This window comes from Mycobacterium sp., from assembly GCF_004298145.1.
GTDB lineage: Bacteria > Actinomycetota > Actinomycetes > Mycobacteriales > Mycobacteriaceae > Mycobacterium.
Map to the genome: position 1 here is coordinate 132376 of NZ_SCRH01000047.1, position 15045 is coordinate 147420.

Sequence of the window (15045 nt, forward strand, 5' to 3'; positions counted from 1 at the left end):
CATGAACCTCACCAGAAAGATCAGGATCCAACTGGCGATCTTCGCTGTGGTCGCTGTGGTCGCGATCGGCATCATCGGTTTTGGCTACATGAACTTGCCGTCCCTCCTGTTCGGCGTCGGTCACTACGACGTCAAGATGGAGTTGCCGGAAGCAGCCAACCTGTATCCCACCGGCAACGTCACCTATCGCGGGACCGAGGTAGGTCGGGTCACCTCGGTACATCTGACCGACAGCGGAGTCGAGGCCGAATTAGCGCTGAGATCAGGGATTCCCATCCCTTCGGATCTCGATGCCGAGGTGCACAGTCAGACGGCCGTCGGTGAGCAATACGTTGCGCTACTGCCGCGCAACGCCACGTCGCCGCCGCTGAAAAACGGCGACGTGATACCGCGTAGCCAGACGTCGGTTCCTCCCGACATCAACGATCTGCTCAACTCCGCCAACCACGGCCTGCAGGCCATCCCGAACGACAACCTCAAAACTGTGGTCGACGAAAGCTACACCGCACTGGGCGGCCTGAGCCCCGAATTCACCCGCTTTGTTAAGGGATCCACCTCACTGGCCATCGACGCACAAAAGAACATCGATGACATCACCGCGCTGATTGATGGCAGCAAACCGGTGCTGGACACCCAGACCGACACTAGCGATGCCGTGCAGGGGTGGGCCAAACACCTGGCCACCATCACCGGCGAACTCAAGAACAAAGACCGCGCCGTCGCCGGCGTCCTCGACAACGGTCCGGCCGCAGCGGATCAAGCGCGAGCATTATTCGACCGGCTGAACCCAACGCTGCCAACGTTGCTGGCCAACCTGGTGAGCGTCGGACAGGTCGCGGTCACCTACCAGAATGACCTGGAACAGCTACTGGTCCTGCTGCCAGTGGGCATCGCCGACATCCAGGGCAGCGGCGTGCCGGATCAAGATCTCAAGTCCGCCTATCGCAGCATCTACCTGAGTTTCCATTTGAACCTCAACCTGCCGCACCCGTGCACCACCGGCTTCCTGCCCGCACAGCAACGGCGCGACGCCTCCTTCGTCGACGCTCCGGGTCGCCCAGCGGGTGAATTATATTGCCGCATACCCCAAGACGCGATGTTCGATGTGCGCGGCGCGCGCAACATTCCCTGCGAGACAGTTCCCGGCAAGCGAGCGCCGACCGTGAAACTGTGCGAGAGCAAGGACCCCTACATACCGCTGAACGAGGGCGACAACTGGAAAGGCGACCCCAACAGCACTCTGTCGGGCCAAGACATTCCGCAGATGCCGCCCGGCACCCCACCGCGCTCGGTATCGCCGGCGCCGGGTGCCCCGCCACCTATACCGGCTGTCGCCGCCGCTGAATACGACCCCGCGACAGGCACCTACCTGGGTCCGGACGGACGCACCTATACCCAGGCCGACCTGGCTGACCACCGACCAAGGGAGCAGACGTGGCAAAGCATGCTGATGCCGCAGAACGCGCGATGAACGGCTCGACGGCCGTGCTGCTGCAGCCGGGGGCACCCGTCCCGGAATTCGATGACAACCATGGCCCGGTCGAGGAAGAGGTCGGCGCCGCCGCCGCGACCCAAGGAGAGTGTGAAGGCGAGGAGCAGGCCCAGGCCGCAGAATCCGCGGACGGATCCAATGCCTGTGCGCCCGAGCCTAATCAGGGTGTTCGACTTGCGCTGGTCGTGGGGCTGGTAACCGTGCTCGCGCTGGGCGGTGTGGCCGGATGGTTCGGCTACGACGTCTATCAGAACCACCAGCAAGACAAGACGCGCAGCCTGTTCCTGGCCGTCGGAAAACAGGGCGCGCTGAACCTGACCACCATCAACTACACCGAAGCCGACGCGGACGTCCAGCGAATCCTGGAGTCATCGACCGGGCAGTTCTACGACGACTTCTCCAAACGTGCCCCAGCGTTCGTCGACGTGGTGAAGGAAGCGCAAGCCAAGACCGACGGCAAGATCACCGAGGCGGGCTTGGAATCGGTGAACGCCAATTCGGCGCGCGTGTTGGTGGCGATGCTGGTGAACACCACCAACAAAGGCGTCAGCGACCAGCAGCCACGGCACTGGCGGATGCGCATCGACGTACAGAAAGTAGGCGACACAGTGAAGGTCGCGAATGTGGGGTTTGTCCCGTGATCGGATTGCGTCGTCGCCGGCGGAGCGTTGACGAGGTGAATGACACCCGCTGCGATGCGCTCGACGAGGCATCATCGCCGGATCAGGTGTACGACGCCGCAATCCTTGACGCCGACGCTGCTGACAACATCGAGGCATGTTCTGCCGCTGAGGACGAGCGGCAGGATCCACCATCAGACACCGAAACAAGCGATCCTGCGACGTACGCGAAAGTTGCCGGCGCCCGGTGGAAGCGGATGGTCGCGTACGGGCTGCTGCCGGTGTTTGTGCTCCTGACCGCGGGCGGTACCGGATACCTCAAATGGCTACAGGCCAGTGCACGCGAAACGCAAAGCGCACGAATTGAATCCGTGCAGGCGGCCGCCGAAGGCACAATCAAGATACTTTCCTATAGCCCGGAATCGGTTGATCATGATCTCGATGCGGCGCGTGACAGACTTACTGGCGCTTTCCGTGACGCTTACACCCGGCTGGCCCACGAGGTGGTCATTCCGGGCTCCAAGGAAAGGAAGATCTCGGCGACGGCGACCGTGCCCGCCGCAACGTCGGTATCGGCAAGCCCGAGCCGCGCAGTCGTCATGGTCTTCGTCAACCAGAGCCTTGCGGTTGCCAATGATCCACCCTCCAGCACTGCGTCAACAGTGCGAGTCACGATGGACAAGCACGAAGACCGCTGGCTCATCTCCGATTTCACGCCCATCTAGCGACTGGCGGGTACAACATCCGCCGGCCTGGACGGTTGAAAGAGAAAGGAATACCGGATGATTCACTCGTTACGCGGCCGTGCGCCAACGTTGGCCGTTCCGGTGATTCTGATCGTCGGGGCAGCTCTTAACGTGCCAAGCGCTCACGGCGACAATGACAACAACACCCTTGTGCCGAACAACAAACGACTCAATGACGGTGTCATCGCCAACGTCTACACCGCGCAGCGGCAGGCCGGTTGCGACCACGACGTCAACAGCAACCCCCAGCTTCAGCTGGCTGCCCAACGGCACACCGACGATCTGATGAACAACCGGAACCTAAACGGGGACATCGGCTCCGACGGCTCCAACCCCCAGGATCGTGCAAACGCCACCGGCTACCGCGGCGCGGTCACGGAAACCGTGGCGATCAACCCGGCGATGGCCATCAATGGCATGGACATTCTCAAGCAGTGGTTCAACGACCCTGCGGCGAAGGCGACGATGACCGACTGCGCCAACAGCCAAGTCGGGGTGTGGTCCGAAAACAGCCTCAATCGCACCGTCGTGGTGGCCGTCTATGGTCACCCGGATCAGCGACCGGCGAGTCACCAGCCGGCACAGCCGGCGGCGGAACCCGGGCAGCTGCCACAGCCCCTCGACGTACTTGCCAGCGGCCCAGTCGCCATGGATCCCACCCCCGACTACGACGCCAGCGACGAGGTGGAAAAAGTAGACCAGTGGTTCGCGTGGATCCTGCGGGGCGTGAGCCCGTCGCCGGGCTACCCGCCGCAATAATGCTTATCTGCAACATATTTGGGCGACGGAGGCTGACATGGGGGTCGTGGTGTTGTCACCGGTGGTGCGAGTGATCTGCGTTGCCGTCCTGTCTCTCGGGTTTGGCGGTGCAAGCGTGACGGCGGGAACTACGGCGATAGTAAGGGCGGCCGGCTACGAAAGCCTGATGGTCCCGTCTGCGGCGATGGGCCGCGACATCCCCGTGGCCTTCCTGGCCGGCGGTCCGCACGCGGTCTATCTGCTCGATGCTTTTGACGCCGGCCCCAATGTCAGCAACTGGGTCACTGCGGGCAACGCGATGAGTACGCTGGCCGGAAAGGGGATCTCGGTGGTGGCCCCGGCCGGTGGGGCATACAGCATGTACACCAACTGGGAGCAAGACGGCAGCAAGCAGTGGGACACCTTCCTGTCCAGTGAGCTGCCGGACTGGCTGGCCGCCAACAAGGGCCTGGAGCCAGGTGGCCATGCCGTCGTGGGTGCTTCTCAGGGTGGTTATGCCGCAATGGCATTAGCCGCCTTCCACCCCGACCGGTTCGGCTACGCCGGTTCGCTGTCGGGATTCTTATACCCGTCGAGCACCACCACTAACGGCGCCATCCTGGCCGGTATGCAGCAATTCGGCGGTGTGGACGGCAGCAGAATGTGGGGTGCTCCGCAGTTGGGCCGGTGGAAATGGCACGACCCGTGGGTGCATGCCGCGCTCCTGGCGCAGAACAACACGCGCATTTGGGTGTTTTCCGCAAAGTCCGGAGCCAGTGATCCCGCGGCCGTATTCGGCGTCCCCGACCAGGTGACAGGAATGGGCCTCGAGTTCTACCAACAGTACCGCAGCGTCAGCGGGCGCAACGGCCACTTCGACTTCACCGACGGCGGCGACAACGGCTGGGGCTCGTGGTCCGGACAGTTGGGCGCCATGTCCGGTGACGTCGTCGCGACGATCCGCTAAGCCCTCTTCGCTGCGCGGCAACCCATCCTGACGTCACCGCGGGCAGCTATTTCGGCCCCGCTGAGGACTGGAGGCCCGACCAGGGGGATCGCGTCCCGCGTGGTGGTAGTCATAAGAGCATGGCATCGCGTCGAACAGCCGACCGACCATTGGCGGTGTCGAGACACGTTGGTGAACTCGGTTTGACCAGTGACGACGGTGGCCCGTTGTATCGATGGTCGGAATCCACTTGGCCGGATAATGCGGACGCAGTGTCCAACGGCCTGACAGTCGACATGACGGGTTTGACGGCATTTGCGGGCCGGGCGGGGCTGCAATCTACGTTCACCGGAAGGCCAGACACCGATGAGCGGCATCGGTACATCACTGTGATGTCCAAGTCCGAACTAGGTATCAAGTCGCTTGACCGTGAAGGACTGTCGTTGGGCGGTCTGTGACCTCGAGCCGGAGTCCCGTGCCATTGTCGATCTCCAGGACACCGCCGGCTTTCCGATCTTTGTCGTCTCGAAGCCACCATTGCCCAACGCATCGCCGAATTAGCCCCATACCAACAGCCTTGCGCTGATCTGCCGAGAAGTGAAGTGCTAGCTGCGGGCGGACTGCACAAAGTGCGTCGGTCCGCCCGGGCCCTTTGCAGACGCCAGGGCAGGGGCGAACGAGTCATAGTGACGAAACGATTCGTCAGGCGTCTTGGGTTGGCTTGCCGGCGGGGCGCCCGTGTTCGCGCCTAATCGGTGAGCTCCGAAGAAATGACACGAATTTGAAACGGATCGCAGATGACACCGTGTGAGACACATGCGATCGCCGCAGGTCAAGGCTCCGCGATATGACACCGGATTTGGGAGCCTACAGCGGGGGTGTGTGGGGTACATCGCGCCGCGCAGACCGGCGGCTATGGCGGACACACGAGTGCACTGAAGGCCATGAAGCTAGCTCAACTAGATCAGCTGTATCTGCTGTATCGTGTGGATTCGGCATTCGGCAAGCTGAGCCGGAAGGGGTGTTCGTGGCCGGGAGAGAATCTTTCGTCTTAGCCGGTAGCCATGAGCGTGTCCGTCCGATGAAGATGTCGGATCAGGTTGCGGCTCAGATCCGGCGGATGATCGCGCGAGGCGAGCTTGTCGACGGGGACTGGTTGCCCACCGAGGCCGAGCTCATCGAGCGGTTCGGGGTTTCCCGCCCTACCCTGCGGGAAGCTTTTAGGCTGCTGGAAGGCGATTCTCTGGTCACCATCCGTCGCGGTCCCCCCGGCGGGGCACGGGTCACGCTGCCGGGCCCGGACGCCGTCGCGGACCTGTTCGGGATGATCTTGATGCTGTCGGGCACCACGATCGGCGACGTTTGGGATGCACGGTTGACCATCGAACCGCCGGCCGTGCGGCGGCTGGCCGAATCGGCCACCAAAGACGCGCTGAAAGACCTTGATACCGAACTGGAACACGTCAGGGCCGCCATCGATGATCCCCGCGAATTCAGCAAAGCGGGAGTGCGGTACCACGTCAAACTGGTGCAGCTATCGGGGAATCACACTCTCACCGCTGTCATCGGCATGCTCTCTGAAATCGTCGAACGCGAGCTCACGAAATCTTTGGCCGAAATCGGACCGGACAGCGACGAGGTGCGCCGCGCGAACCGCCGTGCCCTTCGAGGCTACGAGAAAATCGCCGAACTGATCCACGCAGGTGACGGAGAAGCTGCCGAAGCCGCATGGCGCGATCACATGAAGAGCGCGCGCCGCTACGTCGCGAAGACCCAAAAGCAGGATCGCGTCATCGACTTGCTGTACTAGCGCCGACTCCGCTTGACGTGCGGAGCCGCTTCGCGAGGGGCCCTCGCTATTGACCGGGGGCGCGCCAGATAACTAACTGCGGTTGCCTCATACGCGCCCGAGAAGCAGCTCGGGCCACACCCCGGATATTTGGTGAACAGTTGGGGCCGCGCATCCGATCGGTCGAACACGGCCGGAGCCGATAACCCGTGTCGGCTGCTGGCGGCCGGGCGGTCGCAGGGGATATCGAAGAATATAAAGAATCTTACTTCAGAGGATTGACACAACGCCGCAATAACGCCTACATTCGCCAATGAAAGACAAGCGGAAGACGGGCGAATCGCGGATGCGTGCGACAAACACCCTCGCCTTGAGCGATCTACGTCTCTGCTTTCTTGCCCAGCCTGCTCGCGTGGCACGCGGTGGGTGTTCTCAGGCGACAGCCAAAGCCGCTGACCACGACCGCGTAGCTATTGATTTTCAGTTTGCTGAGCGGCACTAAGCCCGCTGCGGTGAAAGGAGTTATATTATGCCGCTTCAGGATTGGATGAAGTTGGTATCGGTGGACGATCATGCGATCGAGCCGGCGGATGTGTGGACGTCGCGGATGCCCGCGAAGTACGACCGGGGCGAGATTCCCCATGTGGAAGAGGTCGAGGTCGACGCGGCGCGGCTGCAACTGGGGGCCACCGCACACGGTCGAGTGCAGTCCTGGGTGTACGCGGGCAAGAGTTACCCGCAGATCGGGCTGAACGCGGTGGCGGGCAAGGATCCGCGGACCTGGGATGTGGAGCCGGCCCGCTACGACGACATGCGCCCCGGCTGCTACGACCCCGTTGAGCGGCTCAAGGATATGGACGAAGACGGGGTGTGGGCGCACCTGTGCTTCCCCAGCTTCGCCCGGTTCGCCGGTACCCGGTTCCTGGAGGGGCCCGACCGCGAGATGGCCCTGGATTGTGTGCGGGCCTGGAACGACTGGATGCTGCAGGAATGGTGTGGTACCGCGCCGGATCGCTTTGTGCCCCTTACTATTCTGCCGCTATGGGACGTGGAACTGTGTGTGGCGGAGCTGCACCGGGTGATCGGGCTGGGAGCGCGCGCGATCTGCTTCCCCGAGAACCCGTCGCCGCTGGGGTTGCCGTCGTTCCACACCGAGCACTGGGATCCGGTGTTGTCGATCGCGCAGGAAAGCGGGATGCCGTTGATGCTGCATTTCGGTACGAGCTCGCGTACGCCGTATGTCAGCCCGGACGCCCCCACGCCGGTGGTGGTCTCCCAGATGGGGCTGAACTCGATGGGCACGCTGGCCGATCTGCTGTTCTCGCGGACGTTTCACGCCTTCCCCGACCTGAAGGTGGCGCTGGCCGAGGGTGGCACGGGTTGGCTGCCCTACATGCTTGAGCGCATCGATCAGGTATGGGACAAGCATCGCTGGTATGCCCACGTGGACACCGAGACGCGACCGTCGACGCTGTTCTCGAAGAACGTGTGGGGGTGCTTCATCGTCGACCAAGCCGGCATCGACTTCCGTCACCGCATCGGCGTGGACCGGCTGACCTGGGAATGCGACTACCCGCATTCGGATTCTCGCTGGCCCCACTCGCGTAAGGGTATGGCCGAGATGCTGGCCAACGTTCCCGATGACGAAGCCCACCGCATCGCCGAGCTCAACGCCTGCGAATTGCTCGGATGGCGACCCTGGGCGTCATAGCCGGCGCCAGCCAGAAGCCGGTCCGGGTCGTTCAGTGGGGTACGGGTAACACCGGAGCCGTTGCGCTGCAGGCGATCCTGGAAGTGGCGGGCCTCGACCTCGTCGGGGTATGGGCGCACAAGCCCGAGTTGTCCGGCGAAGACGCCGGACGGCTGGTGGGGGCAGATCATGCGATCGGCGTGACCATCACCAACGACCGTGAATCCGCGCTGGCGGCCACCCCCGACTGCGTCAGCTACATGGCCACCGACCGGGGCCGCCACCACGACGTCATCAACGACTTCTGCATGATCCTGGCCGCCGGGTGCAACGTCGTCACCACGACCCACCCGTTGTTGGTTCATCCGGCCGGCGACGGGCAGGAGGTGCACGATCGCATCGAAACCGCTTGCCAGACCGGCAGATCGTCGTTTTTTTGCACCGGCGTCGAACCGGGTTTCATGGCCGATGCCCTGGTGTTACACCTGACCAGTTTGTCGCGCGACATCACCCGCATCCATGTGCAGGAGGCCATGAACGTCGGCAGCTACCGCGGCGGCCGGTGGCGTTCCGGGCTGGGCAGCGACGTGACGACCGATGCGCAGCGATACGTGTCCGGGACCATCGCGCACAACTGGCTGGGCCCGATGACGATGCTCGCCGACGGTCTCGGTGTCACGCTCGGCCGCGTATACGAGAAGCGTGAAATCGCGTCCGCTGGACACGAATTCACCGTCCCAGCGGGGACATACGGCCCAGACGAGGCCGCGGCACTGCGTTTCGAGGTGATCGGTGAAGTCGGGGGCCAGCCGCTGTTCGTCATCGAGCACTGCTACCGGTTGCTCGACGAGGTCGCGCCGGACTGGCCGCGGCCGGTCGACCCCCGACGCCGCACCACACGTATCCGGATCTCCGGTCGCCCCGACATCGACGTTGACGTCGCCCTCGGCGGACACGACCTCGACGCCACCCAACAGGGCGTACTGGCGACCGTGATGCGTGCGATCAACGCCATTCCCGTTGTCTGCGCGGCAGATCCGGGTATGTACAGTCCCCTCGATCTGCCATTGATCACGGGGCGAGACACCATCCGGAACACCAAGACGGAGGCGTGATGAGCGATCTCAGGGTTGCCCTGTGCGGAATGGGCGACGTCGGCCACTACGCCATCCGGGGTGTCCTCAGCCGGCCCGACATGACGCTCTGTGCGGTGCAGACCTTTTCCCTGGACAAGGCGGGCAAGGACGCCGCGGAGTTGATCGGCTGGGAGTCGTGCGGCGCCTTGCTGACGACGTCGCTGGACGAGGTCCTGGCACAGCGGCCCGACGCGCTCCTCTATTGCGGCAAGAGCCGTAGCTACGAACCCGTCCTGCCCTACCTGCGAGCCGGAATCGACATCGCATATTTGGGGATCCCCGAGCTGCTGCACCCGCCGTCGTGTCCGCCGGAGATCCGTGAGCCCATCGAAGAGGCGGCGTTGGCAGGGGGCGCGTCGATCATGTACGGGGGCATCGATCCCGGCTTCTCCACCCAGTTGCTGCCCTTCGTGCTGTCGGCGGTAAGCGAACGCATCGATCACCTCACCGTCTACGAGGTACGCGACTACGACCCGCTCCCGCTGTGGCGCCTCGACGATCTGGGCCTGGGCGCCATGGATACGTCCGCCAGCCGCTTCTACCGCGCCGGAGTGCTGGACCGCACCTGGGGATCCTCGCTGCGGGGGCTGGCCGACGCATTCGGATTCCCGAACGTGCAGGTGGAGGAGTTTCACGAAAGCTTCCGCTGCACAGAGCCTTTCGACGTCCCCGCCAAGCGTGTCGAGACCGGGGCGATCGCCGCGATCCGATTCGGCCTCACCGGCGCCGTCGACGGAGTGGAGCGGTTCAGAATCGAACACGTCAACCGGCTGCGCCGCGACATCGCCGAACACTGGCGCCATCAACAGGGCTACGGGGTCGAAATCCGTGGCATACCAGACTATGATCTGCATTTGAGCCTGCGCGACCCAGCGGGAAAGCAGGACCGCCCCGCGCTGTTCGGCACCGCGATGTACAACATCAACATCCTGCCGGCCCTGATCGCCGCCGAGCCGGGCATCCGCACCCCGTTCGAGCTGGCCGTCACCGGGTGCCGCAACATCGGTGGCCGTCACCAGGACGACAACTGGACGATCTCCCCCCACCTGCACGCGCGCCAGGCGGGAGGCTGACATGCCGATTTCGCTTGCCAAGCAACGCCGCGGTGACTTCAACCATCAGGCGGTCCTGTCGGCGGTTGAGATCGACTTCGCGGACATGCTGCCGACGTTTCGCTACCACCACCTCGTTCAAGACGGCACCTACCTGTACGGCGGCTTCGCCGACCAGGCGGGACGCCGATACACGGTGTTGCGCAAGATCAGTGGCGAACTCAGCGCCGGCTTGGTGCTCAACGCCTCGGACGGCCAGAACCTTGCTGCACACCCCCGGGCCGCCGAGACGATGCGCGGGGGCACCCTGCGGTACCAGGCCGACGACAGCGGATTTCGCATCCGGCCGTCGTCGGTAAAGGGCAGCTTGGGTGAGCCGTTCAGCCTGGAGATGACGCGAGAGACGACGGTATGGGACGAGGGCGACGTGATGCGCGTCGAGGGCCGGATCGTCGGTGACTGCGGACTGCAGTGGTATGACCCAGGCCGCGAGGCCGGCGACCTCTACGTGTCGCACATCCTGCGGGCAGCCGGAACGCTGCTCGGCCAGCAGGTGGAGGGATTTTTTTCCGTCGATCAGCAACACCTGGTGCCCGGAACGGTCTGGCGGCAGACGCCGTACTTCCAGCGCCTGGAGGTGGCGTGGTTCACCATGGGCGTCGAGTACGACGACGGGACAATCGAAGTCGGCCAGCTGTGTCATGGCGGTGACGACTGGGGATTCGCCATCATGGCCAACCAGGACGGCCCGTTCAAGCTGACGCGCGATGTGACGGGCAGGCCCAGCTTCGGCGACGACGAGTTTCCCACGCGGGTCGACTACATTATCGACGGCGAGGACTGGGTGTGGCAGGCGCATGCCGACGGGGTGATGCCCGGCTACGCGGCCGACCCGCACTACCGCCCGGCCGACGGATGGTGTACACGGGCCGGCGAAAAGCGCTCCGTCGTCGCATCATTCGGCTGGATCGACGCCTTCAACGACGGCCGCAGTTGAGCGGCGACCTGATCGGTCGCCGCGTCCTGGTGACCGGGGCATCCACCGGCATCGGAGCGGCCGTGGCCCGGCGCGTCGTGGCCGCGGGTGGCGTCGCCGCGCTGCTGGCGAGGCGGGCTGATCGGTTGTCAGAGTTGGTGTCGGAGTTGGGCGATCGCGCATCAGCGGTCCTCTGCGATGTCACGGACCAGACGCAACTACAAGCCGCAGTCGCGGAGGCGGCCGCAGCCATGGGCGGCATCGACGCGGTAGTGGCGAACGCCGGTGCGGCCCACATGGGCCACATCGCCACCGGTGATCCGGCTGTCTGGCGTGAGTTCATCGAGCTGAACGTGGTCGCGTGCCTGAGCACCGTACGTTACTGCCTCGACCACGTCGCCGCCGCGCCCGCTGACGTCGTGCTAGTTGGCTCGACGGCCGCGCACCGGCCCTCGGAAGCGACCGGGATCTATGCCGCCTCGAAGACTGCGGTCGCGGCCGCAGCGGAATCGCTTCGGCTGGAACTGGGTTCCCGCGGGATCCGGGTGTGCCTGCTGGAACCGGGACGGGTCGACACCGATATCGGGCAGAACGCGCGACTCGAACCCGGCGGCCGCCATGGAACGATGGGATCGGACTTCACCCCCCTCACGGCGGAGGAGGTCGCCGAGGTGGTGGCGTTTGTATTGAGCAGACCGGACAACGTCGCGCTGAACACGGTGGTGTTGCGGCCCGTCGGTCAGCGATCGCCATGAGGCTTATCTGTTGAAATATCCTTTAAAGCAAGGAGATTGGTGATGTCAGAAGCTAAGGCTCCGTTGCCGGCGTTGGATCCCGGCAACACGCCGTTTTGGACCGGAGGCGCGGCGGGCGAGCTGCTCATCTGCCGGTGTGGCGCGTGTCGGCGCTGGCTGCACCCGCCGGTCCCAGTGTGCAGGTTCTGCCTGAGCACCGACGTGACACCCGAGGCGTCCTGCGGCCGCGGCACCGTGTTGACCTACACGATCAACCGTCAGCCGTGGTTGCCCTCGCTGCCGCCGCCGTACGTCATCGCGGTGATCGCTCTGGATGACGACCCGGAGCTGCGGCTGACGTCGCGCCTGGTGGACGTCGAACCGGAGGAGGCATCGATCGGCATGCGGGTCAGTGTTCGATTCGAAGAGGCCGACGACGTCTGGCTGCCGCTGTTCGGCCCCGAGCGGGATCAACGATGAGCGACGAAGGCACCGGCACGGTAATCAGCGGGATCGGGCAATCCGAGGTCGGTCGGCGGTTGGGTCGCTCCGGTTTGTCCCTGACCATCGAGGCGGTGCTCGGTGCGCTCGCCGACTCGGGTCTCGATCGGTCCCAGATCGACGGGATCTCGACGTGGCCGGGTGGATCGGGACCCGCTCCCGGCTTCACCGGGGCGGGCGTGTGGGACGTCAAGGACGCGCTCGGCCTCAACCTCGAGTGGTTCTCGGGCGGTAGCGAAACCGCCGGTCAACTCGGCGCGATCATCAACGCGGTGGCGGCGATTCGCGCCGGGCTGGCCACCCACGTCCTGTGTTTCCGCACCGTGTGGGAGAGCACCGCGCAGACGGCAGGCCGACGCGCATCGGTGATCGGATCCGGCGGCGAGCGCGTCGAGGGCTCGCATCAATGGATGGTGCCGTTCGGCGCGGTCTCGGCCACCAACTGGGCGGGCCTGCTTGCCACCCGTCACTTCCACGAATTCGGCACCACGCGTGAGCAGGTCGCCGGCCTGGCCACCACGCTGCGCGCCAATGCCGCCCTGAATCCCAAAGCGGTGCTGAAGGATCCGATGAGCATCGACGATTATCTGAACGCGCGCATGATCTCCGAGCCGCTGTGCCTGTTCGACTGCGACATCCCGGTCGACGGCTCCACCGCGGTGATCGTCTCCGCCGCCGGCGCCGCAACCGATCTCGCGGCACATCCCGTCCGCATCGAAGCGGTGGGTGCCGCATTGCATGGCCGACCGTACTGGGACCAGCATGCCGATCTGACGTCGATGGCGGCGCAGGACGCCTCGGAGTCACTGTGGTCTAGGACGACACTGACGCCCAAGGACGTCGACATCGCCCAGTTGTATGACGGCTTCTCGATCTTGACGCTGATCTGGCTGGAAGCCCTCGGATTGTGCGGCAAGGGGGAGGCGGGCCCATTTGTGGCCGCCGGCAAGCGGATTGCGCGCACGGGCGAACTCCCGCTCAACACGGGGGGCGGCCAGCTGTCGGCCGGGAGGCTGCACGGGTTCGGCCACCTGCACGAGGCCTGTGTCCAGCTGCGCGGGGTGGGTGGGAAGCGCCAGGTTCCCGGCCAGCCTGAGGTCGCGGTGGTGGCCGCGGGCGGCGGATACCTGGGCGGTGTGCTGCTACTCACTTGCAATCGGTAATGGGAATTCGATCAAGGAAGGGAAGGGATGCGATGAAGGTCAGTGTCGACAACTCGCGCTGCGAGGCACACGGAATGTGCGAGGCGACGGTACCGGAGTTCTTCACCCTCGATGACGACGGCTACAGCTCGATCGGCAAAGACAAGCCCGTGCCGCCCGGGCAGGAGGACCTAGTTCGTATGGGCGTCGAAGCCTGCCCGGTCCAGGCCCTGTCGATCACCGAAGACTAGCGAGGCGGGCTTGTCACAATCGAATAGCTAGCCTAAGCTGCTATCCGTATCGGACGGTATCCGTCGGTAATCGAAGATCTAGTGAATCGAGTTCTAGGTGAAAACCCCCATTTGCGACATGCTTGGCGTCGAATTCCCCTTGCTGGCCTTCAGTCATTGCCGTGACGTAGTCGCCGCCGTGACCAACGCCGGCGGGTTCGGTGTGCTTGGGGCGTCGTCGCACAGCCCCGAGGAACTCGAGCACGAGCTGGCCTGGATCGACGATCACGTCGGCGGCAAGCCCTACGGGGTCGACATCGTCTGCCCGGAGAAGTTCGAGGGCAAGGGACTGGACCTGACTACCGAACAGATCGTCGCGATGGTCCCCGCCGAGCACCGCGAGTACGTCGCCAAGTTGCTCTCCGAGCACGGGGTGACCCTTGACGAGATAGGGGACGAGCCGTTCAGGATGATTCAAGGGGTATCCGACACCATTGGCGAAGAGCTGCTTGATGTGTCGTTTCGCCATCCCATCAAGCTGATGGCCAACGCCCTCGGTGTTCCGCCGCAGTTCATGATCGACCGCGCCAAGGCCGAGGGTGTTCCGGTCGCCGCGCTGGTCGGCGCGAAGGAGCACGCCATCAAGCAGGTGAACGCGGGTGTGGATGTGCTGGTGGTGCAGGGCACCGAGGCCGGCGGCCACTGCGGCGAGGTCACGACCATGGTCCTTGTGCCCGAGGTGATCGAGGCCATCCGCCCGGTCCGGGACGTGCCGGTGTTGGCCGCCGGGGGCATCGTCACGGGGCGTCAGGTGGCGGCCTCGATCGCGCTGGGCGCCGCGGGCGCCTGGACGGGATCGGTCTGGTTGACCACCGAGGAGGCCGAGACGGCGCCCTACACCGTGGAGAAAATGCTGAGCGCCTCGTCCCGGGACACGATCCGGTCCAAGGGCCGCACCGGAAAGCTGTCGCGGCAACTGAAATCGGCGTGGACGGACGCGTGGACGGCCGAGGCCAGCGGGCCTGGCGCGCTGCCGATGCCGTTGCAGTCGGTCGTGTCCGAGAACGTACTGCGCCGGCTGGACGTTCTCGCCGAGAACGGCAACACAGGAGCCCAGGAGTTGGCCACCTATTGGGTGGGTCAGGGCGTTGGTCTGATGGACAAAGTCAAGCCGGCTCGTGAGGTGGTGCGCGAAATGATCGAGGACTACGTGGATGCGGCAGAACGCCTCGCGGGCTCACTGGAGGGCTGAC

General features: G+C 64.6%; 15 protein-coding genes. All 15 read left to right on the forward strand.

Annotation, left to right across the window (positions count from 1 at the left end; genetic code table 11):
- Position 1 precedes the first annotated feature (1 nt).
- Complete coding sequence (locus tag EPN51_RS20400) at positions 2–1471, forward strand: MlaD family protein (protein ID WP_293046096.1); 1470 nt, start codon at positions 2–4, stop codon at positions 1469–1471.
- Positions 1435–2133 (forward strand): mammalian cell entry protein, encoded by a 699-nt coding sequence (locus EPN51_RS20405; protein ID WP_293046099.1) that lies wholly within the window; start codon positions 1435–1437, stop codon positions 2131–2133. Before EPN51_RS20400 ends, EPN51_RS20405 begins: the two co-directional genes overlap by 37 nt.
- Before the next feature lie 35 nt (positions 2134–2168).
- Entirely contained in the window at positions 2169–2837 is a 669-nt protein-coding gene (locus EPN51_RS20410) for a hypothetical protein (protein WP_293046101.1), read from the forward strand.
- Positions 2838–2894: 57 nt separating this feature from the next.
- Entirely contained in the window at positions 2895–3617 is a 723-nt protein-coding gene (locus tag EPN51_RS20415) for a CAP domain-containing protein (RefSeq protein WP_293046103.1), read from the forward strand.
- Positions 3618–3654: 37 nt separating this feature from the next.
- A complete protein-coding gene (locus EPN51_RS20420; RefSeq protein WP_293046106.1) occupies positions 3655–4563 on the forward strand; it encodes an alpha/beta hydrolase family protein in 909 nt (302 codons plus the stop codon).
- A gap of 1000 nt (positions 4564–5563) precedes the next feature.
- On the forward strand, positions 5564–6352 hold the full coding sequence (locus EPN51_RS20425) for an FCD domain-containing protein (protein WP_293046107.1): 789 nt from the start codon (positions 5564–5566) through the stop codon (positions 6350–6352).
- Positions 6353–6860: 508 nt separating this feature from the next.
- Complete coding sequence (locus EPN51_RS20430; RefSeq protein WP_293046110.1) at positions 6861–8042, forward strand: amidohydrolase family protein; 1182 nt, start codon at positions 6861–6863, stop codon at positions 8040–8042.
- On the forward strand, positions 8021–9136 hold the full coding sequence (locus EPN51_RS20435) for a hypothetical protein (RefSeq protein WP_293046111.1): 1116 nt from the start codon (positions 8021–8023) through the stop codon (positions 9134–9136). The genes EPN51_RS20430 and EPN51_RS20435 overlap by 22 nt, the downstream gene beginning before the upstream one ends.
- Positions 9136–10230, forward strand: coding sequence for a hypothetical protein (locus tag EPN51_RS20440; protein WP_293046113.1), 1095 nt, complete (start codon positions 9136–9138; stop codon positions 10228–10230). Before EPN51_RS20435 ends, EPN51_RS20440 begins: the two co-directional genes overlap by 1 nt.
- Position 10231: 1 nt before the next feature.
- Positions 10232–11206 (forward strand): hypothetical protein, encoded by a 975-nt coding sequence (locus EPN51_RS20445; protein ID WP_293046114.1) that lies wholly within the window; start codon positions 10232–10234, stop codon positions 11204–11206.
- On the forward strand, positions 11203–11940 hold the full coding sequence (locus EPN51_RS20450) for an SDR family NAD(P)-dependent oxidoreductase (protein WP_293046115.1): 738 nt from the start codon (positions 11203–11205) through the stop codon (positions 11938–11940). Before EPN51_RS20445 ends, EPN51_RS20450 begins: the two co-directional genes overlap by 4 nt.
- Before the next feature lie 42 nt (positions 11941–11982).
- Positions 11983–12399, forward strand: coding sequence for an OB-fold domain-containing protein (locus EPN51_RS20455; protein ID WP_293046117.1), 417 nt, complete (start codon positions 11983–11985; stop codon positions 12397–12399).
- Positions 12396–13583: a thiolase family protein gene (locus tag EPN51_RS20460; RefSeq protein WP_293046119.1), complete on the forward strand. Its 1188-nt coding sequence runs from the start codon at positions 12396–12398 to the stop codon at positions 13581–13583. Before EPN51_RS20455 ends, EPN51_RS20460 begins: the two co-directional genes overlap by 4 nt.
- A gap of 32 nt (positions 13584–13615) precedes the next feature.
- Entirely contained in the window at positions 13616–13813 is a 198-nt protein-coding gene (locus EPN51_RS20465; RefSeq protein ID WP_293046122.1) for a ferredoxin, read from the forward strand.
- A 97-nt stretch (positions 13814–13910) separates the two neighbouring features.
- Positions 13911–15044 carry a nitronate monooxygenase family protein gene (locus tag EPN51_RS20470; protein ID WP_293046124.1) on the forward strand — a complete coding sequence of 378 codons (1134 nt, stop codon included), beginning with the start codon at positions 13911–13913 and terminating at the stop codon, positions 15042–15044.
- Position 15045: the final 1 nt, after the last annotated feature.

Coding starts and splice junctions, on each gene's coding strand:
- EPN51_RS20400 (WP_293046096.1), top strand. CDS start 2: ATGAACCTCACCAGAAAGATCAGGATCCAACTGGCGATCTTCGCTGTG.
- EPN51_RS20415 (WP_293046103.1), top strand. CDS start 2,895: ATGATTCACTCGTTACGCGGCCGTGCGCCAACGTTGGCCGTTCCGGTG.
- EPN51_RS20420 (WP_293046106.1), top strand. CDS start 3,655: ATGGGGGTCGTGGTGTTGTCACCGGTGGTGCGAGTGATCTGCGTTGCC.
- EPN51_RS20430 (WP_293046110.1), top strand. CDS start 6,861: ATGCCGCTTCAGGATTGGATGAAGTTGGTATCGGTGGACGATCATGCG.
- EPN51_RS20435 (WP_293046111.1), top strand. CDS start 8,021: ATGGCGACCCTGGGCGTCATAGCCGGCGCCAGCCAGAAGCCGGTCCGG.
- EPN51_RS20440 (WP_293046113.1), top strand. CDS start 9,136: ATGAGCGATCTCAGGGTTGCCCTGTGCGGAATGGGCGACGTCGGCCAC.
- EPN51_RS20445 (WP_293046114.1), top strand. CDS start 10,232: ATGCCGATTTCGCTTGCCAAGCAACGCCGCGGTGACTTCAACCATCAG.
- EPN51_RS20455 (WP_293046117.1), top strand. CDS start 11,983: ATGTCAGAAGCTAAGGCTCCGTTGCCGGCGTTGGATCCCGGCAACACG.
- EPN51_RS20460 (WP_293046119.1), top strand. CDS start 12,396: ATGAGCGACGAAGGCACCGGCACGGTAATCAGCGGGATCGGGCAATCC.
- EPN51_RS20465 (WP_293046122.1), top strand. CDS start 13,616: ATGAAGGTCAGTGTCGACAACTCGCGCTGCGAGGCACACGGAATGTGC.